The sequence below is a fragment of the Paenibacillus sinensis genome (assembly GCF_019904155.1).
Lineage (GTDB): Bacteria > Bacillota > Bacilli > Paenibacillales > Paenibacillaceae > Paenibacillus_AQ > Paenibacillus_AQ sinensis.
This window is the reverse complement of record NZ_JAHCMB010000159.1, coordinates 80,385-103,103: the sequence shown is the minus strand read 5'-3', so window position 1 is coordinate 103,103 and position 22,719 is coordinate 80,385. Positions and strand designations below refer to the sequence as shown.

Annotated in this window: 17 protein-coding genes, 2 tRNA genes and 3 pseudogenes; 2 read left to right on the top strand and 20 right to left on the bottom strand. The window is 54.8% G+C overall.

Features of this window, described 5'->3' with window-relative positions; all coding sequences use genetic code 11:
• The 7 genes and pseudogenes from KIH86_RS30175 to KIH86_RS29605 all read right to left on the bottom strand — a co-directional run.
• Positions 1 to 340, bottom strand: a 340-nt coding sequence (locus tag KIH86_RS30175; protein WP_407672309.1) for a transposase, incomplete at its 3' end; no start/stop codon positions are given.
• Positions 328 to 675, bottom strand: a complete 348-nt coding sequence (locus KIH86_RS18920) for a hypothetical protein (protein ID WP_223080659.1) — start codon at positions 673 to 675, stop codon at positions 328 to 330. The genes KIH86_RS30175 and KIH86_RS18920, both read right to left, overlap by 13 nt.
• 436 nt (positions 676 to 1,111) lie before the next feature.
• Positions 1,112 to 1,185, bottom strand: a tRNA-Ile gene (locus tag KIH86_RS18915).
• 52 nt (positions 1,186 to 1,237) lie between these two features.
• A tRNA-Met gene (locus KIH86_RS18910) sits at positions 1,238 to 1,311 on the bottom strand.
• Between the two features lie 75 nt (positions 1,312 to 1,386).
• Positions 1,387 to 1,551, bottom strand: a complete 165-nt coding sequence (locus KIH86_RS18905) for a hypothetical protein (RefSeq protein WP_169744605.1) — start codon at positions 1,549 to 1,551, stop codon at positions 1,387 to 1,389.
• A gap of 177 nt (positions 1,552 to 1,728) precedes the next feature.
• A pseudogene (locus KIH86_RS30170) lies at positions 1,729 to 3,286 on the bottom strand (IS1182 family transposase).
• Between the two features lie 195 nt (positions 3,287 to 3,481).
• Positions 3,482 to 3,844 (bottom strand): group II intron maturase-specific domain-containing protein, encoded by a 363-nt coding sequence (locus KIH86_RS29605; protein ID WP_235775487.1) that lies wholly within the window; start codon positions 3,842 to 3,844, stop codon positions 3,482 to 3,484.
• Here KIH86_RS29605 and KIH86_RS18890 point away from each other — a divergent pair.
• Positions 3,782 to 4,201, top strand: a pseudogene (locus KIH86_RS18890) (reverse transcriptase domain-containing protein); the annotation flags it as partial. The gene KIH86_RS29605 and the pseudogene KIH86_RS18890 sit on opposite strands and share 63 nt — an antisense overlap.
• Before the next feature lie 101 nt (positions 4,202 to 4,302).
• Here the strand turns inward: KIH86_RS18890 and KIH86_RS18885 are convergent.
• The 11 genes and pseudogenes from KIH86_RS18885 to lspA all read right to left on the bottom strand — a co-directional run.
• Positions 4,303 to 4,689: pseudogene (locus KIH86_RS18885) on the bottom strand (group II intron reverse transcriptase/maturase); the annotation flags it as partial.
• Positions 4,690 to 5,298: 609 nt separating this feature from the next.
• Entirely contained in the window at positions 5,299 to 5,940 is a 642-nt protein-coding gene (gene pyrE, locus KIH86_RS18880; RefSeq protein WP_223080658.1) for an orotate phosphoribosyltransferase, read from the bottom strand.
• Complete coding sequence (gene pyrF / locus KIH86_RS18875) at positions 5,937 to 6,653, bottom strand: orotidine-5'-phosphate decarboxylase (RefSeq protein ID WP_235775489.1); 717 nt, start codon at positions 6,651 to 6,653, stop codon at positions 5,937 to 5,939. The genes pyrE and pyrF overlap by 4 nt, the downstream gene beginning before the upstream one ends.
• Positions 6,654 to 6,860: 207 nt before the next feature.
• Positions 6,861 to 10,082 carry a carbamoyl-phosphate synthase large subunit gene (carB, locus tag KIH86_RS18870; protein ID WP_223080656.1) on the bottom strand — a complete coding sequence of 1,074 codons (3,222 nt, stop codon included), beginning with the start codon at positions 10,080 to 10,082 and terminating at the stop codon, positions 6,861 to 6,863.
• Between the two features lie 4 nt (positions 10,083 to 10,086).
• Positions 10,087 to 11,265 carry a glutamine-hydrolyzing carbamoyl-phosphate synthase small subunit gene (carA, locus tag KIH86_RS18865; RefSeq protein ID WP_223080655.1) on the bottom strand — a complete coding sequence of 393 codons (1,179 nt, stop codon included), beginning with the start codon at positions 11,263 to 11,265 and terminating at the stop codon, positions 10,087 to 10,089.
• Positions 11,266 to 11,447: 182 nt separating this feature from the next.
• A complete protein-coding gene (locus tag KIH86_RS18860; protein WP_223080654.1) occupies positions 11,448 to 12,722 on the bottom strand; it encodes a dihydroorotase in 1,275 nt (424 codons plus the stop codon).
• A 100-nt stretch (positions 12,723 to 12,822) separates the two neighbouring features.
• The gene (locus KIH86_RS18855) at positions 12,823 to 13,731 is read right to left on the bottom strand and encodes an aspartate carbamoyltransferase catalytic subunit (protein ID WP_223080653.1); all 909 of its coding nucleotides are present in this window, start codon (positions 13,729 to 13,731) and stop codon (positions 12,823 to 12,825) included.
• A 1-nt stretch (position 13,732) separates the two neighbouring features.
• Entirely contained in the window at positions 13,733 to 14,302 is a 570-nt protein-coding gene (pyrR, locus tag KIH86_RS18850) for a bifunctional pyr operon transcriptional regulator/uracil phosphoribosyltransferase PyrR (protein WP_262416270.1), read from the bottom strand.
• Between the two features lie 480 nt (positions 14,303 to 14,782).
• The gene (locus tag KIH86_RS18845; protein WP_223080652.1) at positions 14,783 to 16,036 is read right to left on the bottom strand and encodes an LL-diaminopimelate aminotransferase; all 1,254 of its coding nucleotides are present in this window, start codon (positions 16,034 to 16,036) and stop codon (positions 14,783 to 14,785) included.
• A gap of 138 nt (positions 16,037 to 16,174) precedes the next feature.
• A complete protein-coding gene (locus KIH86_RS18840; protein WP_223080669.1) occupies positions 16,175 to 17,113 on the bottom strand; it encodes an RluA family pseudouridine synthase in 939 nt (312 codons plus the stop codon).
• Positions 17,114 to 17,146: 33 nt separating this feature from the next.
• Entirely contained in the window at positions 17,147 to 17,650 is a 504-nt protein-coding gene (gene lspA / locus KIH86_RS18835; protein WP_223080651.1) for a signal peptidase II, read from the bottom strand.
• A 248-nt stretch (positions 17,651 to 17,898) separates the two neighbouring features.
• Between lspA and KIH86_RS18830 the strand changes: the two genes are divergently transcribed.
• Positions 17,899 to 18,630, top strand: coding sequence for a TraR/DksA C4-type zinc finger protein (locus KIH86_RS18830; protein WP_223080650.1), 732 nt, complete (start codon positions 17,899 to 17,901; stop codon positions 18,628 to 18,630).
• Between the two features lie 18 nt (positions 18,631 to 18,648).
• On the opposite strand, the gene KIH86_RS18825 is transcribed toward KIH86_RS18830, so the two are convergent.
• Positions 18,649 to 18,975, bottom strand: a complete 327-nt coding sequence (locus KIH86_RS18825) for a DUF5665 domain-containing protein (protein WP_223080668.1) — start codon at positions 18,973 to 18,975, stop codon at positions 18,649 to 18,651.
• 247 nt (positions 18,976 to 19,222) lie between these two features.
• On the bottom strand, positions 19,223 to 22,312 hold the full coding sequence (ileS, locus tag KIH86_RS18820) for an isoleucine--tRNA ligase (RefSeq protein ID WP_223080649.1): 3,090 nt from the start codon (positions 22,310 to 22,312) through the stop codon (positions 19,223 to 19,225).
• Positions 22,313 to 22,719: the final 407 nt, after the last annotated feature.

Here is a 22,719-nt window from a genome sequence, read left to right as displayed (position 1 = left end):
GGTGCAATAAATTAAAGAGTGTAGGGTTGCCCTTTCTTAAGCATAGCGTACACGTGAAGGAGGAACTTGTTGGGCAAGCGACCACGGCTACTTGATATGACTTTCCCTCACTCTTTTTTCTATCGTAATACTCCCTGAGCCGAGGATTCAGTTCTCCTCGCAGTCCGCACGTTAACGCTAAATACACCGCTCGTCGAAGTTGTTTAAATCCCCGTTTCGTGATCTTGTTCTGTGTCGCCACAAACTCCCCTGAACTAAAGACGCTCGAATCGATTCTGGCATATGCCACCAGGTGCTTGGGAGATGAAAATGATAAACATTTCCAATTTAAGAAATATATTCCTCGTCCAACTTTGTTCCGACCCCAGGAATGAACTTCAGAAGTTGGACTTCGGCCAGAGTCTCCGACAAGTCCAGGACCACTTTATCGAGTGCCGCAAGTTGTAATTGAAATTCACGAACAAGTGCCAGCAGACTTCGCAGCGCCATCTCCAGACCATAAGGAACGCGCTGCACGGGATTATTTGCGCTTGGGAGCTGTAGAGCTTCTACCTTGCGATTCATCCAAGCCTCAGATCGTAAAGCCTGAGTGGCCACTCTCACAATTTTCGCCCAAGCCTCTGGCGTCTGTGCCTTCACTCCTTCTGAAGTGTGCCAAGCTTCCAGCAGATTCAAGTGATATACTTCCATTCCTGAACGATTCCATCTGATTGGATGAATCTAATCTGTTAGATGCTTTGCACCGCATTACGGAGACGTTTGCCTCCCACCGAAAATGTTGATTTGTTTAAAATCAGGTTTCAGGCACTCACATGCCTTGATGCTTCTAAACAAATGGGGTCAATCCTAGGATTAGAGCAGAACGGCTTGGCTATAGCAATACTCAGATTTATCTAAGGTCGGTATTCACATCTGTTACCCGATATGCAGCGTGAAGCTGCTGATCATACAGACAGCAGGGTGAGGTTGACAAGCGAAACAACCAATACAATTACGCCGTGACCAAAATGTGACCAGCAAACGCAATACAGTCTTTATCCCTCCCTATTTTCCCTTCCCAACCTATCCTAAAACAGCAAAAAACCCTTGCTACGCAAGGGTTTCAGGATAGTGGGCCCTACAGGACTCGAACCTGTGACCAATCGGTTATGAGCCGACCGCTCTAACCAACTGAGCTAAGGGCCCTGATCAAAATCACCGTATGAATAAGAACGGGTAATGCTTAGGTGAAGCGTTATTGCGGGGGCAGGATTTGAACCTGCGGCCTTCGGGTTATGAGCCCGACGAGCTACCGGACTGCTCCACCCCGCGTCAGTGATCAATATTCAAACAGCGACAATAATCAATATACAGGATAGCAGGACCTAAAGTCAAGAGTGAAATACATTAAGGTAAAAAACGAACCCCGTACTTGCCTTTGCGTGAACGGTAAATCTCCACATAACTGGGATCATGATAGCCGTAAATCCAGCCGTCCTGTTCCAGCCGTTTGGCCAGGCATCCCGCTTGAAACCGGGTTCGAAATAGCTTGGCGAAGTAAATCCAGTTCATCAGGATGTCTCCTTTTAAAAAAAGTGTCTCAACTACTGCACATATAGGATGCCCCTGAAGAACGCGATTATGCAATGCGCAGCACTAGAATAAAGAGGGTGTCCCAAAAGGTAACTTTGGAATACTCTATGTAACAAGATAGGATCACCCTCAGAAGAAACCAAGGAGCTAAGCGATCTATTCTCGCTCAGCTCCTTGGTTTTTGGTGTCCACCGCTGCTTTCTTAAGCAAATTGTGGGCAAGGGAAAGCCACCCGACCTCGAGGCTTACTTTGGATAAGCCTCGAAGCAGGAACCGTTTAAAGCCTCGATTATTTTTCATAGCGCCAAACACTGGCTCTGGCTCAATCATGCGCCTCACCGACAGAGCATAGCCTTCTTCACTGCGGAGCTTCTCTCTAGCCTGGTTCTTAAACCTCATATACTTCATGCTGACTTTGACCTCACGATTCCCTTGGGCCTTTGTACACTGCGGCTTGAGTGGACAGCCCTCACAGTCTGTCCCCCGGTAATGCCGATATTCGATTTTGTACCCGCTTTCCGTCTCCTCCTGGCTCACTCGGCGGAAAGGAAGCGGTTGCCCGGCCACGCAGATCCAGGTGTCCGTTTCAGCGTCATAGGTCCAGTTGTCGATCTTGCTGATGTCCTGTTTCCAAGCTTTGCTGTTTTCCCGATGAAATGTGTTGTACTTGACGATGGCCTCCAATTCTTTCTGTTCCAGATAGTCGTAGTTCTCTTCCCCGCCATATCCCGCATCGGCAATCACGGTTCTCGGCAGCCTTCCGAACTGTGTCTTTACCTTCTCCAGATGTGGGATGAGGCAACGCGTATCGGTCGGCCGCTGGTGGACGCTGTACCCGAGGATGAATTGGTTCCGGTACCGATCTGGACATTGTACCCTGGCTTGAGCTGACCGTTTCGCATATGGTCTTCTTTCATTCGCATAAAGGTAGCGTCCGGGTCGGTTTTACTATAGCTGTTTCGCCTGCCTAAAAGGGCCTCCTGGGTCTCGTACTTTTGGAGGCGAGGAAGCAAGTCCTTGCGGAAAATGCGTACCCCCTTCTTGAGCAGCCGGTCTTTGGGCTTCTCTTGCAGACGCTCCTCCAATTGCTGGACAGCATATTCTAGCCTCTCGCTGGTGATGGCCGAGGATTCGTTTAGTTCGTGAAGATCCTTGTCCATCTGCGCTCTTTCTTCTTGCTTCTCGTCTTCTTCAATGGCGGCGAATAGGCTGTGAACCTTCTTCTGAAGCTTGGCTTTGTGCTTCACAACCGCCTTTCCCCAGACAAACGTATACCGATTGGCGTTGGCTTCAATTTTGGTACCGTCCACAAAGTAATGCTCCAACTGCACGTAGTTCTCCTCTGCCAGAAACTGCAGGACGGTTGTAAACAGGTCTCCAGCACTTCCCTCATCCGCTCGGAGCGAAACCGATTGATGGTGCGAAAGTCTGGACGCTGACGGCCGGCGATCCACATGAACATGATGTTTTCCCGGACAGCCTTCGCGATCTGACGGGAGGAGTAGATACGTTGCGTGTAGGCGTAGAGGATGACTTTGGTGAGCATCTTGGGATGGTAACTGTTTCGCCCTCCTCCGGGGTACGCTGCATCGAAGGTGGCGTCATCCAAACGATTGACCATTGCGTTCACTATGCGAACGAGATGATTAGCGGGAATGTCTTCTTCCAAATCCATTGGTAAGCAGAGTTGATCCATGGTATATTGAATGTACAAAAGAAGCCCTCCTTGAATGGTTGCTCGACACTTCCATTTTACCAAGGAACGGCTTCTTTTTGTTTGACTAAGTGAAAAGAGGACTGTCCCTCAGCCATCTACGATGACTTTTGGGACATCCTCCTCCTCATCAAACCGTACGTGAGGTTTTCCCTCATACGGCTTTCCGATGTTTGTCATTCATGGGCATGCAGATTACAATAGCATTTTTAATCCATACTTATTGGCAATATATTTAACCTCGGATAATGAACCCATCCACCTTCTGCGCTGTCTCTTCTTCGCATACCACCGGGTGAATCGCTGTAGAATATACCAGTCCAGCTTAGCTAACCTCTTTTGGCTGTAGTTCGTGTAGTAATAATTTCTCCATCCCTGAATCTTGGGATTGAGCCATTCCACGTGTTCCGCAAACGATTTAGAACGCATGCCGGGCGGTGCTAATCTTTCTTTAACCACGTTTCGAATACGTTCTTCTGCCTTCTTCGTTAGCCACTGCTGTGTGGTACAGTAGCCTGCAACCGCAAAGGGAACTGGGTAGTCGACGTCGATATCCAAGGTTACTTCGACAACATTAATCAAGAGAAGCTCATGAAACTGATACAAATGCGTATCAATGACAGGAGGATCTTAAAGTTAATACGGAAGTGGCTTCATGCGGGAGACATGGAAGAAGGAAACGTAAGGCGTTCCGATTTAGGAACACCGCAAGGCGGCGTGATTTCACCACTTTTGGCGAATATCTATCTGAACTATTTTGACCGGCTATGGGAGAAACACGGAAGTAGGTTGGGAGAACTGACAAGGTATGCAGACGACCTGGTGGTGGTCTGTAAAACCAAAAAGGACGCCGAACATGCCTATGAGCTCATAAGCAGGATAATGGAACGTCTAGAGTTAACCTTACACCCGATCAAAACACGCATTGTAGGCCTGTGGACAGGAGACGAAGGATTCGACTTCTTAGGAATGCACCACCGAAAAACGAAAGCAGAAACTTCTCAAGATAAGGTGTGTTCAATCACGAGTTTGGTTGCCATTTGTACCACTCGGTCACGTATGGTGGGTATGCCTAACGGCCTTAGCTTCCCGTCTTTCTTTGGGATGACGTGCCGCCGGACGGGCTGCGGATGGTAATTGCCTTCTTTCAGTTCTCGCTCGCATTCCTTGAGGAAACGTGTTTCTCCTTGTTCCTCAATTTCTACGAGCGTCACCGCATCTACTCCCGCAGCTCCCTTGTTCGCTTTCACCCGTTTCCAGGCTTCGCACAGCACATCCCACCGGTAAACTTTGTCGTACAACGCATGGAATTTACGCTTGTTGCTCTCCTTGGCCGCATAACCTAGCTTTTCTTGGAGTTCTTGAACTTTTTCCTTAGGTGTCGTTAGCCGTTTGGCATTCACTCACTCGTACCTCCTCCAAAAGCATAAACAAAGCAGGGCTCCTTCCCTCCCTAGGGTTATGTTGTCCTTAGGTTCTTCGGTACTATGAGCCCCTCGGACTCCCTTCCCACAGACGGTTCATTTCGTCTTCTGGACTTATAGAGCGCCTTTTTACGGGTTCCTAAAAAAAATCCGTGTGGGGGAGGGTCTCCCCAGTTCACTGCATTATCTTTCAATCCATGCCGTTCCCTTTACGCCGGAGGATTCTTTGCTGTTGTTCCAAGTTCTGCACAGCTTCCTTGGCCTTCGTCTATATACACGAGACTCGGCACCCTCTTTTTCCCTTCGCAGGGCCTTTTTGACGACGCGGCAGGATTCACTTGATGTTGCGGCCTGGATTGTTGCTCGCCCGGTTTCTGACCGGTACTTTCGTCGATACGCTTCTGCACACAGATTTCGCCATGCGCAGGTATCCTAGCTACAAGGGTGGCTTGGCCCCTCCCTTGATTGGACTTACACCAACTAGATAATGCGTGCCTCTGGGCACGCTGTACAGCAAAAACAGCCCTCGCCGAAAAGGCGATGGGCTGTTCATTTGAGCCGGTCAGACCGGATCGATGGATTTATGGATTAGACGCCGAACGAAGACGGATCTTTTCTCCACGACTGAAGCAGCTCCATGTCGGTAGAGGCGATTTTGCCTTGTCCCAGCGCTACTTCAATCAGTGTGCCGTAGTCGGACAGACTCTGCAGCGGAATGCCCGCTTCCTGGAACGCCTTCTCCGCCCGGTCCAGCTGGTAGCTGAAGATGGCGAGAACAGCAACCGGTTCGGCGCCGGCTTCTTTAACGGCTTCCGCTGCCTTAAGCGAGCTGCCGCCCGTTGAGATCAGATCCTCGATCACCACGACCTTCTGTCCCGGAGAGATGATGCCCTCGATCTGGTTCTGCTTGCCGTGTCCCTTCGCCTTATCGCGAATGTAGGCCATCGGCAGGTTCAGCTTATCCGCCACCCAGGCGGCATGCGGAATGCCCGCGGTCGCCGTACCGGCGATCACCTCGGTGCCGGGATACTGCGTGGCAATCAGCTCAGCGAATGCGTCGGCGATGTAGCTCCGGATATCGGGGTAGGAGAGCGTAAGACGGTTGTCACAGTAGATGGGAGACTTGATGCCGGAAGTCCAGGTAAAAGGCTGCTGTGGACGCAGCGCCACCGCTTCAATCTTCAGCAGATAGGATGCAATTTGTTCGCTTCGGTTCAATAATGGGCTCATGCTAGGATCATCTCCTTAATAATGTTCTCCGCAGCCTGGCGCGGATCGGGTGCAGCGGTTATCGGCCGGCCAACTACGAGAAAATGGCTGCCCTGCCGGATGGCCTGTCCCGGCGTCATAACCCGGCTCTGGTCATCCAGAGACGATCCGGAAGGGCGAATGCCCGGCGTTACGGTGCGGAAGCCGCTGCCGCACGCAGCGGATATGGCCGCAGCCTCCTGCGGCGAAGCCACCACGCCGTCCAGCCCGGCTGCGGCGGCCAGCTGCGCGTAGCGCACTACGGTATCCGGCACTTCGCCAGGGATGCCGATCTCGTCGTTCATCACGGCCTGGCTGGTGCTCGTCAGCTGGGTCACAGCGATGACCAGCGGCCGTTTCAGCGCCGGGTTCTGCGCGGTGGCGAGCTCGACGCCCTCCAGGGCCGCCTTCATCATGGCCGAGCCGCCGGCTGCATGAACATTGAACATGTCGACGCCGAGCGCCGTCACACTCTGCGCTCCGCCTTTGACGGTGTTCGGGATATCGTGCATTTTCACATCCAGGAAGACGGAGTAGCCGTTCTCCTTCAGCTCGCGTACGAAATCCGGTCCTGCTGCATAGAAGAGCTGCATGCCAACCTTCATGTAGCATGGAATGCCTCTCAGCTTCCCAATCATCTCTCGCGCCTGCGCCGCATCCGGGTAATCCAGCGGAATCATCAGCCGCCCGGCCATCTCCTCCCACCGCTTGTCCTTCGCACTGCTTCCTTCACGCACAGGCGCGCTCGAAGCGGTATCCTTCTCTCCGGTCATCTTCATGCTCCTTTACTGATAACGTTTCATGCACCCGCAACAGGCCCGGGCACAGCGGAACGGTCTGCGATGCCCGCAAACCGTTCCTGTTGATCGGTGTATGATTATCAAGTTTCCGTTACATGCGGCTTATTGGCCGACGAAAGCCGGCATCGACTGCGAGGAGAAGTTGATCGTCTCCAGCATGCGCAGCAGCGCCGTTACGGTATCGAGCGATGTCATGCAGACGATGCCGTTCTCCACCGCTTCGCGGCGGATGCGGAAGCCGTCGCGCTCCGGCGTCTTGCCCTTGGTCAGCGTGTTGAAGACAAAGTTTGCCTGGCCGCCGCGGATGAGATCAATGATCGTCGGCTCGCCTTCGCCGATTTTGTTGACGTTCATTACGTTCAGGCCAGCCTGCTCCAGCGCCAGCGCCGTACCGCCGGTTGCAATGATTTTGTAGCCCAGACGATGGAAGCCCTTCATGAGATCTACGGCCACATCTTTATCTTTGTCAGCGACAGTAACGATGATCGATCCCGTCGTCGGAATCTTCATGCCTGCCCCGATAAGGCCCTTGTACAGCGCCTTGGCGTACAGTCTGTCTCGACCCATAACCTCACCGGTCGATTTCATCTCCGGTCCTAGCGTCGGTTCTACTCTCCGCAGCTTCGCGAAGGAGAATACCGGCACCTTGACGGATACGTAGTCGCTCTCCGGCCACAGTCCTTCCGAATAGCCCTCGTCCTTCAGCTTGCCGCCAAGGATAACCTGGGTCGCCAGGTGGGCCATCGGGATGCCTGTTACCTTGCTCAGGAACGGTACGGTTCGCGAGGAGCGCGGATTAACTTCGATGACATACACTTCGCCTTTGTAGATGACGAACTGGATATTCACAAGCCCGATCGTCTTGAGCTCCTTCGCGATCTTCACGGTGATGTCTACAATCTTCCGTTGAAGTCCAACCTCCAGATGCTGCGGAGGATATACCGCGATGGAGTCGCCCGAGTGGACCCCTGCGCGTTCCACATGCTCCATAATGCCCGGAATGACTACGGTCTCGCCGTCGCAGATTGCGTCGACTTCGACTTCCTTGCCCAGCATATAGCGGTCGATCAGCACCGGATGCTCCGGATTAACCTTGACCGCTTCCTTCATATAGCTCAGCAGTTCCGTGTCGGAGTAGACGATCTCCATCGCCCGGCCGCCGAGCACGTACGAAGGGCGCACCAGCACCGGATAGCCGAGCGATTGGGCCGTGCCGACCGCTTCGTCGACTGTCGTTACCGTGCTGCCTTTCGGCTGGGCGATATGCAGGCGGGACAGCAGAGCTTCGAACCGCTTGCGGTCCTCCGCTTCATCGATGCTCTCCAGACTTGTGCCGAGAATCTTCACACCGGCAGCGCTAAGCGGAGCCGCGAGATTGATCGCTGTCTGTCCGCCGAACTGAACGATTACACCGATCGGCTTCTCCTGCTCGATGACGTTCATGACATCCTCGAAGAAGAGCGGCTCGAAGTACAGGCGGTCAGAGGTATTGAAGTCCGTTGATACGGTCTCCGGGTTATTGTTGATGATGACTGCTTCGTAGCCCGCTTTCTGGATCGCCCAAACTGCGTGCACGGTGGAGTAGTCAAACTCGATACCCTGGCCGATGCGGATCGGGCCGGAACCGAGCACAATCACCTTCTGTTTGTCGGAAGCAAGCACTTCATTCTCGGTTTCATAGGTCGAGTAGTAATAAGGCGTCGTAGCTTCAAATTCGGCGGCGCAGGTGTCTACCATTTTGTAGACCGGCTTCAGCCCCTGGCTGAGGCGGAATTCACGCACTTCGGCTTCCTTCGTCAGAGTGCCTCCCGGCTGGCCTTCTGCACGCAGTTCCGCGATCGCGCGGTCTGTGAAACCAAGGCGCTTCGCCTGATACAGCGTCTGAGGCGACAGGATTTCTTCTCCGCGGATGCGGTCTTCGAAGCCGATGATGCCTTCGATTTTGTCCAGGAACCACCAGTCAACCTGAGTAATATCCTGAATCTCTTGCAGCTGGTAGCCGCGGCGGAACGCTTCGGCGATCAGGAACAGACGCTCATCGTCCGGCTTCGCCAGACGGGTCTTCAGCACCTCGTCGTCCAATTGTTCGGCGCCTGGCAGGTTGAAGCGGTGAACGCCGATTTCAAGCGAACGGATCGCCTTGTGGATCGATTCCTCGAACGTACGGCCGATCGCCATAACTTCACCGGTCGCTTTCATCTGTGTGCCGAGCTTGCGGTTGGCATAGATGAACTTGTCGAACGGCCAGCGCGGTATTTTACTGACGATATAGTCCAGCGTCGGCTCGAAGCAGGCATAGGTCTGACCCGTTACCGGGTTGACGATTTCATCCAGCGTGTAGCCGAGCGCGATCTTGGCCGCCATCTTGGCGATCGGATAGCCGGTCGCTTTGGAGGCCAGCGCCGAAGAGCGACTGACGCGGGGATTTACTTCGATAACATAGTATTGGTAGCTCTGCGGATCGAGCGCGAACTGCACATTGCAGCCCCCTTCGATGTTCAGAGCGCGGATGATCTTCAGGGAAGCGCTGCGCAGCATCTGATACTCGCGATCGGACAGCGTCTGGCTCGGAGCCACAACGATACTGTCACCCGTATGCACGCCGACCGGATCGAAGTTCTCCATGTTGCAGACCACGATGCAGTTATCGTTCGCATCGCGCATGACTTCATATTCGACTTCTTTCATGCCGGCGATGCTCTTCTCGATCAGACACTGGCCGATCGGGCTGTAGCGGATACCGGATTTAACCGTCTCGCGCAGCTCATCTTCGTCCGCGCAAATGCCGCCGCCTGTTCCGCCCAGCGTGTAAGCCGGACGAACTATAACCGGGTAACCGATTTCTCCGGCGAAGTCCAGCGCTTCTTCCAGCGTCGTCACGATTGTGCTCTCCGGCACCGGCTGCTCCAGCTCGCGCATCAGTTCGCGGAACAGGTCGCGGTCCTCGGCTTTCTCGATGGAATGAAGCTGGGTGCCCAGCAGCTTGACGTTCTCCTGCTCCAGCACACCGGCGCGCGCCAGCTCAACGGCCATGTTAAGGCCCGTCTGTCCCCCGAGGGTCGGCAGCAGTCCGTCCGGACGCTCCTGGCGGATGATGCCAGTCACGAAGTCGAGTGTAATCGGCTCGATATAGACTTTGTCCGCCATGTTGGTGTCGGTCATGATAGTCGCCGGGTTGCTGTTGATCAGGATTACCTCTACGCCTTCTTCCTTCAGCGCCTGGCAGGCTTGTGTTCCGGCGTAGTCGAATTCGGCCGCCTGGCCGATAACGATCGGACCAGAGCCGATCACGAGAATTTTCTTAAGCTTATCGTTCTTAGGCATTCGATTAATAGGCTCCTTTCACGGCTTCAAGCTGTGGTTTCGTTGTAGAGGCCGAGTTCCGGGCATTCGCGGCAAGCTGCGCCTGACGGGACACGGCTGGAGTGTTCTTTTTGTGCTGTGCAATCATTTCAAGGAACCGGTCGAACAGATAGCCGCTGTCATGCGGTCCAGGCGCTGCTTCCGGATGATACTGCACAGAGAAGGCAGGGAACCGCTTGTGCTTCAGACCTTCGATCGTCTTGTCGTTGTTGTTGATATGTGTAATTTCAAGCTCCGTGCTCTTGACGGACTCTTCATTAACGGTGTACCCATGATTCTGGGACGTGATGTAGCAGCGTCCGCTCTCCAGCTCCTTCACGGGATGGTTGCCGCCGCGATGTCCGAATTTCAGCTTCTCGGTATCGGCGCCGCAAGCCAGGGCGAACAGCTGATGGCCCAGGCAGATGCCGAAGATCGGATAGTCGCCTAGCAGCTCGGCGATCGTCTTGGCAGCATACGGCACATCTTTGGGGTCCCCGGGACCGTTCGACAGCAGAATGCCGTCCGGATTGATCCGGCGGATTTCGTCAGCCGTTACATTGTGCGGAACGACGATCACGTCGCAGCCGCGGTTATTGAGTTCACGCAGAATCCCCGTCTTGGCGCCGTAGTCGACCAGCACGATCTTTTCCTTCGTGCCCGGGCTGCTGTAGGCGCTGGCCGTCGAGGTGCGGGCCACCTGGTTGCGAAGCTCGGCAATCGTCGTATCGTTCATCATTTCCATGAGCTCTTGGACCGGCTTGTTCGAAGTGGTGATGATGGCTTTCATCGTGCCGTAATGGCGGATGATCCGGGTAAGCATCCGGGTATCGATGTCGCTGATGCCCGGAATGCCGTACTCCTTCAGCAGATCGTCGACGCTGTACTCGGCGCGCCAGTTGCTCGGCACACTCTCATGACGGCGCACGACGAAGCCGTGAACGAATGGGCGCACGGATTCGAAGTCGTCACGCGTAATGCCATAGTTCCCGATCAGCGGGTAGGTCATCGTCACGATCTGTCCGCAGTACGAAGGATCGGACAGCACCTCCTGGTAGCCTGTAATCCCTGTATTAAAAACGACCTCGCCGGTCTTCTCGCCCTCAGCGCCGAATGCGGTGCCGGTAAACAGCGTTCCGTCCTGAAGCAGCAATCTTGCCTGCATTCTTCATCCCACTCCTCTTCATTCTGTAATGTAAAATTGAGAGTTCCCCACGATATTCCATCATCCGATGCTTCTCGAAAGGCAGCATGAATGTCTTGTATCTCATATCGGAGCGCCCGTACGTTGTCCCAGGGCGTTCCCTGTACCTTCAGTCCGGCTTCATTCTTCAGCCAAGCTTCCGGCTATTCACTCCATACGATCCGGCCGTCATTCACGGTCATGACCGGCCAGCCTTTAAGCTTCCAGCCCGTAAATGGCGTATTGCGGCCTTTGCTGGCGAAGCTCTCCGGATCGACTTTCTTCTCCGTATCCAGATCGATCAGTGTCAAGTCCGCAGGAGCGCCCGGCTTCAGCTCGCCGGCATTCAGCGAGAATACCCGCGCCGGATCGGCTGTCATCCGCTGCACGAGAAGAGCCAGGCTCATTTGACCCGTGGTCACGAATTTCGTATACATCAGCGGGAAGGCAGTCTCGAAGCCTACGATACCGAACGGAGCCAGCTGCATGCTCTTGGCTTTCTCCTCGGCGCTGTGCGGCGCATGGTCGGTGACGATAATGTCGATCGTCCCGTCCAGAAGCGCCTCAATGCATGCTTCCACATCGCGGCGGGAACGCAGCGGAGGGTTCATTTTCCAGTTGGCGTCAAGACCCGGGATGTCCTCCTCCGACAGGAGAAGATGATGCGGGCATACCTCTGAAGTCACATTAATGCCGATTTGCTTCGCCTGGCGGATCAACCGGATCGACTGCTCGGTGCTCACATGGCAGACATGGTAATGCACGCCCGTCGCCTCGGCCAGCAAAATATCCCGTCCGACGTGGATGGCCTCCGATTCGTTCGGAATGCCCTTGAGTCCGTGCTTACGGGCGAAGCTTCCTTCGGCGACCGGCGCTCCAACCACCAGCGAGTTGTCCTCGCAGTGCGCGATAACCGGCATATTCATTCCGGCCGCAAGGGCCATGGCGTCTTTCATCGTCTGCGCAGTCTGAACGCCTACTCCGTCATCGGTAAAGCCGATGGCTCCGGCCTCTTTCAACGCTGCGAAATCCGTCAGCTCTCCGCCCTTCTGTTCCTGCGTGATCGCGGCGTAAGGCAGAACCTTGACCAGTCCGGCCTCGCGGGCCTTATTCTTAATGAAGGTCACGACTTCCGGAGAGTCCGTCACCGGCTTGGTGTTCGGCATGCAGGCGATCGTCGTGTAGCCGCCCTTCGCTGCTGACCGGCTGCCTGTCTCGATCGTCTCTTTATGCTCGAAGCCCGGTTCGCGAAGATGGACGTGCATATCGATCAGTCCAGGGATGAGCAGCTTGCCGCCTGCGTCGATCACTTCGCCGCCCTGTACCGCTTCGCTGTCATCCACAATGGAGGAGATAGATCCGTTCTCAATCACGACAGCCTTGCGTTCAAGGCCGCCTTCTGCATTCAACACGCTGGCATTTTTGATAATCACGTTCACGCTTCTCCTTTGTCGCCCGCGACGGATTCATCCGGGCTCTTTCATTATTATATAATAAAAATTCATCTATGTGTATATTTATTAACCCTTATGCACATCCCTACCGAATTGCCCGCTCGATAACCGCCATCCGCACCGGGACGCCGTTGGACATCTGCGGGAAGATCAGCGATTTGGCGCTTTCGACGACTGCGTCGTCGATTTCCACGTTGCGGTTAACCGGCGCCGGATGCATAATCACCGTTCCGCTTCCAAGCCGGGCCGCCCGTTCTTCCGTCAGGCCGAAGTGCTCCCGGTAGTCTTCAGCCGATTTGATCATGCCGCCCGCGTGACGTTCCAGCTGCACACGAAGCATCATGACGACATCCGCTTTCAGCGCCTCGTCAATCGTGACATATGGTGCATGCTCCGCAAGCTCCGGCGCCTTCATGTTATCGGGTGCGCAGAACTGAACCTTGGCCCCCATCTCGGTCAGCCCCCACAGATTCGATCTCGCTACCCGGCTATGCATAATGTCTCCGATAATGGAGACCGTCAGTCCCTTGATCTCACCGAAGGTCTTGATCATGGTGAACATGTCGAGCAGCGCCTGGGTAGGATGTTCGTTGTTGCCGTCTCCTGCATTGATCAACGGAACAGATACCTTCTCGGAGAGCTGCTGCAGCACGCCGGTCGGCTTGAGGCGGATGACTCCGGCGTCGATGCCCATCGATTCCAGTGTGCGGACTGTGTCGTAGATCGACTCGCCCTTCTCGACGCTTGAGGCGGCAGCCGCGAAGTTCAGTACCTGGGCGCCCAGGCGCTTCTCGGCCATCTCGAACGAGAACCGGGTTCTCGTGCTGTTCTCGAAGAACATGTTGGATACAAATTTCGAGGCCAGTACCGGATTCAATTTCTCCGTCTGCTTGTCCCAATAGGAAGCCCTGTCCAAAATCGCCGTAATCTCGCTCCGGTCGAGGCCTTTCAGCCCCAGCAGACTGCGCTCCTTCACTGTGGTCGCTGTCATCATGTTATTTTGCCTCCCAGTTCGAAATGATGTGCACTTCGTCAATGCCGTCAACTTCCTTAAGCGCCACTTCAATCGATTCATGCTTTGAGGTCGGTACGTTCTTGCCCACGTAATCCGGACGGATCGGCACTTCCCGATGTCCACGGTCAGCCAGAACCGCCAGTTGGATCATCCGCGGCCGCCCGCAGTCCATCAGAGCGTCCATCGCTGCCCGGATTGTCCGCCCCGTGTAGAGGACGTCGTCGAACAAGATAATCTTCTTGTCCCTGGTGCCGAAGACACCCGCAGGGATCAGCAGACTGCCGTTCTCCTCGCGGCTCCCTCCGCCGGTGGTCTTCTCAAGGTCATCGCGGTAAGGCGTGACATCGAGCTCGCCGCAGGGAACATCCGCTCCTTCGATCTCCTTGATCCGATCCGCAATTCGCCGGGCCAGATATACGCCCCTGGTGCGGATGCCGATCAGCACACAGTCCTCAATCCCCTTGTTCTTCTCCAGGATTTCGTGAGCAATGCGCGACAGCGCTCTGCGGATCGCCGTTTCATCCATAATGACGTTCTTCTCGGTTATCATGCTTTGCCAGCCTCCAGGACTTCAGCGCCCGTCCCCTAAACACCCGGGAATCAAAAAACTCCTTGCCCGAACCGGGCAAGGAGTGGAATCCGCGAATGTAGAGTGATGGTGGGTGCGCAGCAAAAGAACTCCGTACAGACAGACGGATTTCTTCTATAAAACCGCGAACCTCGATTCACGTAACCTTGCCAGCCTCACGGGACTGATTTAAAGGCGCTATTCATTTATCGTTACGATTATGACAGACCGAACGGGACATGTCAACTATTACTCGAGCATTTTGCATAAATCCACGAAGCGATATCAAAGTGACCATATATGGCTCAGAATGATGTTATCCCAGTTGGTTATATCAATATATTTACCCGTCAGCCCGGGATCATACGCGGTATTAATTCGAAATTCGAGGGAATTATTTTGGCGGGGGAAAAAGAAAAGCGCCCAAGTCCAAAGGACCGAGGCGCCTTATGTTATTTGATCTTAAAATTCAAACTCAACATCGCTCAGGCGGCGTTTGATTTCGGAAATGACCCGCAGCTCTTCTTCTTCGCCCTTGGCGACGAAGGTAACGGAGAAGCGCACGAATGCGCCGGCGTCATCCCACGGCACCGTGGAGATCAGCTTCTCGCGGATCAGATATTGGGAGAAATCTTCGCCGGATTCGAAGCGGCGGCCGTTCTTGACGCCCTTAGGAGCTTCTACATACAGGAAGAAAGAGCCCTTCGGCTTCTCGGCCTTGAAACCAAGACTGTTCAGCGCGTCAACCAGCAGGTTGTGACGGCGGGAATACTTGGCTGCAATCGCTTCGGTAATTTCCGGATGAGCCAGACCGAAAGCTGCCGCCTTCTGGATCGCGATGAACTGACCGGAGTCATTGTTATCCTTAACGTCGCCGAACGCCTTCACGATCAGCGGATTGCCGGCAACGAACCCGATTCTCCAGCCGGTCATGTTGTACGATTTGGACAGGGAGTGCAGCTCGACGCCCACGTCCTTCGCCCCCGGAACGGACAGGAAGCTGAGCGGCTTCAGACCGTCATAGGTCAATGCGGCATAAGGAGCATCATGAATAACGACGACGTTATACTTCTTGGCCCAGGCTACCACCTCGGCAAAAAACTCAGGAGTCGCGCTTGCGCCCGTCGGATTGTTCGGGTAGTTCAGATAGATCAGCTTCGCCTTGTAGGCGATCTCTTCCGGAATGGAGCTTAGGTCCGGGAGGAAGTTATTCTCTTTCTTAAGCTCGACGGTATACACCTGGCCACCCAAATATTTCGTATGCGTGCCCAGCACCGGATATCCCGGAATCGTCATGATCGTAATGTCGCCCGGGTTGATAAAAGCGGACGGCAGCATCGCCAACGCCGGCTTGGAACCGATGGAGTGCAGCACTTCCGTCTCCGGATTGATTCCGTCTACATTAAAGACTTCCTTCAGATATTTGGCTGCCGCTTCCTTGAATTCGGCAATTCCGTTGTCGGCATATCCGCGGTTCTCTTCCTTGGCCGCTTCTTCCGCAAGCTTGGCGACAATACCCGCATCCGCCATTTCATCCGGTTCGCCTACACCCATATCGATCAGTTCGATATCCGGAAAATCCTTCTTCGCCGAAGCTTTGGCACGTTTGATCTTCTCGAATTTGTAAATGTTGGTGTCCTTGCCATAGTTCGCTCCGCCGATCCGGTCAGCAAAGTTATTCTGAATATACGTGTTCTGATATTGTTCGATACTCATGAGAACGTCCTCACTCCTGGCTATTTAATATAGATGAGTCCACGATGTCGCAGACTGACTTCCAGCTCAAATCCTGCACTTCAACTATGCCGCAATCCCGGCGTCAATTGAATGGACAAATCGGCTGTTGATTTGTACTTATCTGCTCCGCAGCCGGATCAGCAGTTCTTCCATATCCCCCGGCAGCGGTGCGGAGAACTCCAGATACTCTCCCGAGGACGGATGCACAAACCCCAGTACGGCGGCGTGCAGAGCCTGTCCGCCTTCCATGTGGATACCTTTGCTCCGCCCGTATACCGGGTCTCCCACCAGCGGGTGACCGATGAATTTCATATGCACGCGGATTTGATGTGTCCGCCCGGTCTCCAGCTGCAGCTGCAGCAGCGTACAATCGCCGAACCGTTCCAGCACCGTAAAATGGGTAATCGCATGCTTGCTGTTCTTCTCCGTTACGGTATACAGCTTGCGGTCATGGGGGTCACGGCCAATCGGCGCGTCCACCGTTCCCTGATCATGCGCCATATTGCCCTGAACAACTGCCAAGTACTGGCGGGTCACGCTATGGGCCTTCAGCTGCGCCGCCAGCGAATTGTGGCTGGCATCATTCTTCGCCGCCATAATAAGGCCCGACGTATCCTTGTCGATCCGGTGGACAATGCCCGGCCGAATCTCGCCGCCTATGCCCGATAAATCCTTGCAATGGTACATCAGGGCATTGACAAGAGTTCCCGAGGGATGACCGGCAGCCGGATGCACAACCATGCCGCGCGGCTTGTTGACGACGATCACGTCCGAATCTTCATAAGCAACGTCCAGCGGGATCGCTTCAGGCGTCAGCTCCGACGCCGCAGGCTCAGGAACGGTAACGGCAATTTCATCCCCGGCTGCCAGCTTGTAATTGGCTTTGACCGGACGCCCTCCGACCGTTACGTATCCGCCTTCAATCCATTGCTGTACCTGAGAGCGGGAGATTTCCTCCTCCCAAGACTCGGTTATATATTTGTCGATGCGTTCGCGGGCGTACTCCTCCTGAACGGTCCAGATGGCCACCGCAGCTTCTGCGGCCTCGTCCTCCATCCGCTCATTGCGGTCGTCCTTAACCAAAGCGCTTCATTCCTTTCCCTGCGGATCGTTAGTTTCCTTCACTTCGACCACTTCCGTCTGGCTGCCCCGCATATCCAGCAGAGAGTCCAGAATGATCAGGGCAACCCCGATGACAATACAGGAATCCGCGACATTAAAGATCGGGAACGTATAGCTGCCGAAGTTGAACATCAGAAAATCGACAACCTTGCCTGTCAGCAGCCGGTCGATAAAATTGCCGAACGCACCCCCGAGCACAAGTGCAAGCGCTGTGGACAGCAGACGCCGCGTATTTTTCAGCTTGTTTATATACCATACGATACCTGCCAATACGACAATCGTGACCACAACGAGGAACCAGCGCTGGTTCTGCAGAATGCTGAACGCGGCGCCAAGGTTTCGGTGCGAGGTAATGACAAAAAAGTTCCCGATCACCGGAATTTGTTCACCGATTGCAAGGCGGGTGGAAATCAAATATTTGGTTCCCTGGTCAAGCAGAAACATAATCAGCGCGATCAGATAATAGATCACTTCAGTTCGTCACTCCGTTCTAATTGTCCCTTTTGAAGCCGATTCAAATGCATATTGCGGCTTATATATTGTAGCACAGGCCTTGAGAACCCGTCCATTGGGCCTGTTCGTCAGGTTATTTTGGGAAAGGCATGAAAATGTTGATTTAGTAAAAGAGGCGTTAAACGGCTACCCTAAGCAAAGAAGACAAGGCCGCATATGCGCCACCTCAGCGGCGTTCGTCCGAGACGTAAAGGAGAGATGATCTCATGAATCACCTGACCCCCGAACAGCTCGCGGAATTACGCAGCCGCCTGATCGCGCAGCGGGAGGATATCCGTTCCAGACTGCAGGACCTTGACAATCATGGCCTGGAGGATTCCATGCGCGATATGAGCGGCGATTTAACCGAAATCGATAATCACCCGGCTGATGCCGCCACCGATCTCTATCATCGTTCCATGGATATCTCCATCCAGGAGCGCGAGGAGCTAGAGCTGATTGCGATCGAAGAAGCGCTTAAGGCTATGGAAGACGGAACCTACGGTATCTGCGCCGCGACCGGCAAGCCCATCCCATATGAGCGGCTTAACGCCCTTCCCACCGCCCGGTATCTGAAGGACCACAGTCCAAGGCAGGAGAAGCCGCATACCCGGCCGGTGGAAGAGGAATTCTTAGCGCCGCCCTTTGGACGAACCAGCATGGATGAGCATGAATACAGCGGCTTCGACGGTGAGGATGCCTGGCAGATCGTCGAAAGCTACGGAAGCTCGAACTCCCCGGCAATGGCGGAGAGCAGCAATGTCGATTCGTACAACAACATGGAAATCGAAGCAGATGACCCGGACGGCTGGGTGGAGCCCTGGGAAAACTTCATCGCCACCGACATTACCGGAACCGAAGTAACCGTGATCGGGGGGCCGCAATATAAACGCTATTTGGATAGTGGAGAGGGAGATTTCCTCCTCGATCCATATGGCGGAAAAAGTGAGAGGGAGTAGCCGTACGGCTGCTCCCTGTCAGTACGTATTCAATTGAAGCTGATGCTGTACAATGCGCACGATATCCGCGATATAATCCCCGATGATCGGCAGATTGAGAGCCCCAAGCACCTGTAGTACATAGATAATGGTTGCCGCGAAAAAGGTAAACCCGATTGCGATTCCAACCCCCCGCGCCGTTCCCGAAAGCAAGTTTAGCCAGATCAGCCGCCAAGGAGAATACAGCAGCTCCGTATATTCCATGACTCGCGATTTCTCCATCCGCTGCGCCCAGCCTGTCGCGAACCGGTATACCGCGTCCAGCTTCTCCGGGTCAGGGAGATCGGGCTGCCTTGCCGGTGGCATATTCAATCCTTTGTCCTGTTCGGACTTCGGGTATCGGCCTGGCTCCCGACCGTTCGGCTTACTCATGACTCCTGCCTCCGTCCCTTTAGCGCCGCAACGTAAGACGAGCCCGGGGGAAGGAGGGCACTCCTTCCCCCGGGACTCGTCACTTTCGGGCAGGAGCTTCCATCCGCTCCCCCGCAAGTTATACGTCTGCGAACCTTTCTTCCCTAGTATATGCGCTTTGGGGACAGGTCATTCGCCGTCTTTACCCGATCAGAATCCCGATTGTTTTGCCGCCGATATCTACCGTCTCCGGCACCAGATCGTCAATGAAACTGACAGTCGTCACGAGGACATTCTCTCTCAGGACATTTTCAAAAGCGGCAACCGCCTCTTTCAGCTCGGCATCCACATTAAGCGACAGCGCTATGCGCTTGTCGATCGGCAGATCGAGCCGTTTGCGGTAATCCTGCACTGCACGGATCACTTCGCGAACCCAGCCTTCCTGCTCAAGCTTCGGCGTAATTTCCGTATTCAGCGCTACAGTGATTCCGTAGCCGGAAGCGGAAGCGAAGCCCGGCTTGGCCTGCTTGTCGATCAGCAGCTCATCCGCGGTGATCTTCAGTTCCTCGCCTTCCGGTGAAGTGAGCGACAGTTGACCGCTTTGAACCGCCTCACGGGTTGCGTCGCTGTCCATGGACTTCAGGAAGCCCTGGATGAAGCCGACGTTTTTGCCGTATTTTTTACCGGCGACCTTCAGGTTCAGCTTGAGCGTGAAATCGACAAATCCGCTGTCGCTCGTCTCCAGCACGATGTTCTTGACGTTGATCTCATCCTTGATGATTTCCTCGTAATCCGCAACGCTGAAGCTCTGGTCAATCGAAACGATGAGCTCGGACAGCGGCTGCCGGGTCTTGATTCCCGTCTCGTTCCGGACATTGCGCGCCAGCTCGACGATGTTCCGCGCGCTCTCCATACTCCGCTCCAGCTCCGTATCGATCAGACTCTCGTCCGCAGCCGGATAGTCGGCCAGATGCACGCTTTCGCCTCCGCCCAGGTTGACGAAGATATCCTCGGCCAGCATCGGCATGAACGGCGCCACAATCTTCGCAGTCGTCAGCAGAACATGAGTCAGCGTGCGGTAAGCGTCCAGCTTCTCTTCGCCGAGACCGCTGCCCCAGAACCGGTCGCGCGAACGGCGGATATACCAATTGCTCAGCTCGTCGATGAAGTTCTCAATCGCTTTGGATGAGTTGACGAAGTCATTGACCGCAAGTCCTTTGTCCACGACCAGGATCAGGCTGTTCAGACGGGACAGAATCCAGCGATCCAGCTTGTGGTTCGAGAGCTTAAAAGGATGCTGGGCCGGATCGTAGCCGTCAATTCCGGCATACAAGGTCAGGAACGAATGGGTGTTGACCAGCGTGTCGACGACCTTGGATTTACTCTCTCCCACAAGGCCGCGGGAGAAACGCTTGTTGTTCCACGGCGCGCTGTCCGACAGAATTGCCCACCGGAAGGCGTCGGTGCCATATTCATTCATGATATCCCAAGGGTTGATGACATTGCCCTTGGATTTGGACATCTTCTGGCCGTTCTCGTCGAGAATGTGGCCGGTTGCGATAACCGCTTTGTAAGGCGCCTTGCCCTTGAACAGCGTGGACACCGCCAGCAGGCTGTAGAACCAGCCGCGCGTCTGGTCGATGCCTTCGCAGATCATATCCGCCGGATACTGATCCTCCAGCTTATCCTCGTTCTCGAACGGATAATGGCTCTGCGCGAACGGCATCGAGCCGCTGTCGAACCAGACGTCGATCACTTCGGAGGTGCGGACCATTTCCGCGCCTTCCTTGAACGGGCTGCGCAGCTTGATTTCATCCACATACGGCTTATGCAGCTCGATGTCCTCCGGCACATCGCCGATGGCCATTTCTCTCAGCTGTGCAATGCTGTGCGGCGCGAATTCCTTGCCCGTCTCCTGGCAGACCCAGACGTTCAGCGGAGTGCCCCAATAGCGGTTGCGGCTGATGTTCCAATCCACAAGCTCGTCGAGGAACTTGCCGAAACGGCCTTCGCGTACATGTCCCGGATACCAGTCTACGCCATTGTTGTTGGCGATCAGCTGATCCTTGATGGCCGTTGTGGCAATAAACCAACTGTCCGTTGCGTAATACAGCAGCGGGGTATCGCAGCGCCAGCAGAACGGATAGCTGTGCTCGTATTTTTCCTTGCCGTAGAGCAATCCTTTCTCCGAAAGCGCCTTGACGATGTCAAGGTCGCAGTCCTTCACGAAGCGTCCGGCAAAATCCGTTACCATATCCGTGTACTTGCCCGAAGCGTCAACTACGTTCACGAAGCTGATGCCGTTCTCGCGGCAGGTCTTGTAGTCATCCTCGCCGTGTGCCGGTGCCATGTGTACGATACCGGTACCGCTGGCATCCGTTACGAACGAAGCGCCGACGATGACATTGCTGCGCTCGGCCTTGATATAGCTGAACGGCGGCTGGTATGTTTTGCCGACCAGTTCGGAGCCTTTCAGCTCGGACAGCACCTTGTGGTCGCCTTTGGCAACTTCTTCGACCAGATTCTTGGCCATGATGTATACGCCGTCTTCCTGCTCGACGCGCACATAATCCATTTCCGGATTAACCGCAAGCGCCATATGCGCCGGCAGCGTCCAAGGCGTCGTCGTCCAAGCCAACACATATTCACCGCTGTCATCCAGCTTGAATTTGGCTGTGGCGCTGAGGTCCTTGACGGTCTTATAGCCTTGCGCCACTTCATGCGAGCTCAGCGTCGTCTGGCAGCTTGGGCAGTAAGGGCTGACGCGGTGCCCGCGGTACAGCAGTCCTTTGTCATGAACCGTCGCCAGAATGTTCCATACGCTCTCGATGTAGGTGTTGTTCAGGGTCACGTATGGGTTGTCGAGATCGGTCCAGTACCCGATCGCTTCCGTAAATTCGCGCCACTGCTTCTCGTAGTTAAAGACGCTGTCTTTACACTTCTTGATGAATTTCTCCACGCCATAAGCTTCGATCTCCTGCTTGCCGGAGATGCCGAGCTGTTTCTCCACGCCCAGCTCGACCGGCAGGCCGTGCGTATCCCAGCCTGCTTTGCGGACGACGCGATAGCCCTTCATCGTCTGATAGCGGCCGATGAAGTCCTTGATTACGCGACCCAGCACATGACCGATATGCGGCGCGCCGTTAGCAGTCGGCGGGCCTTCGTAGAAAACATAGTTCGGCTTGCCTTCGCGGTTATCAATCGATCTGCGGAATGTATTCTCCTCGTTCCATTTCTTCAAGATGCGGACGTCACGGTCTCGCGCTTTTTCTTTGATATCTACTTTTTGCATCCTAAGTCAACTCCTTAAAAATTTCGATCCCTTGTCGATCCCCCTCAATCCCCCTTGCCAAGGGGGACTCCAAGGGCTCCCGCCCTCTGGACACCCGGAAAGTTGTCGATATCCGGGGCAGAGGCGGGGTTTGAGTTGCGTTGGCGGTATGCCCGCTTGCCGCAAGCGGCCGCTCTACTGTGGCACCCGAGCTGCGCTCCCCGCTAGGGGCAGCTTCGCGAGGGGCCTCAGGCGCGCGGGGTGGGGACGCGCGCTGCCGGACAGCGCATGTAAGGCCACGAGCGCGTTCCCCGCCAGGGGAATGCGCGAGAAAGGCCGCTCCCCGCACCACACCCCTCCCCCAAGTGCGCCACACCCCGCTGAACAACCAAAAATTGCGGGTGTCCAGAGGGCGCAGCCCTTGGGGT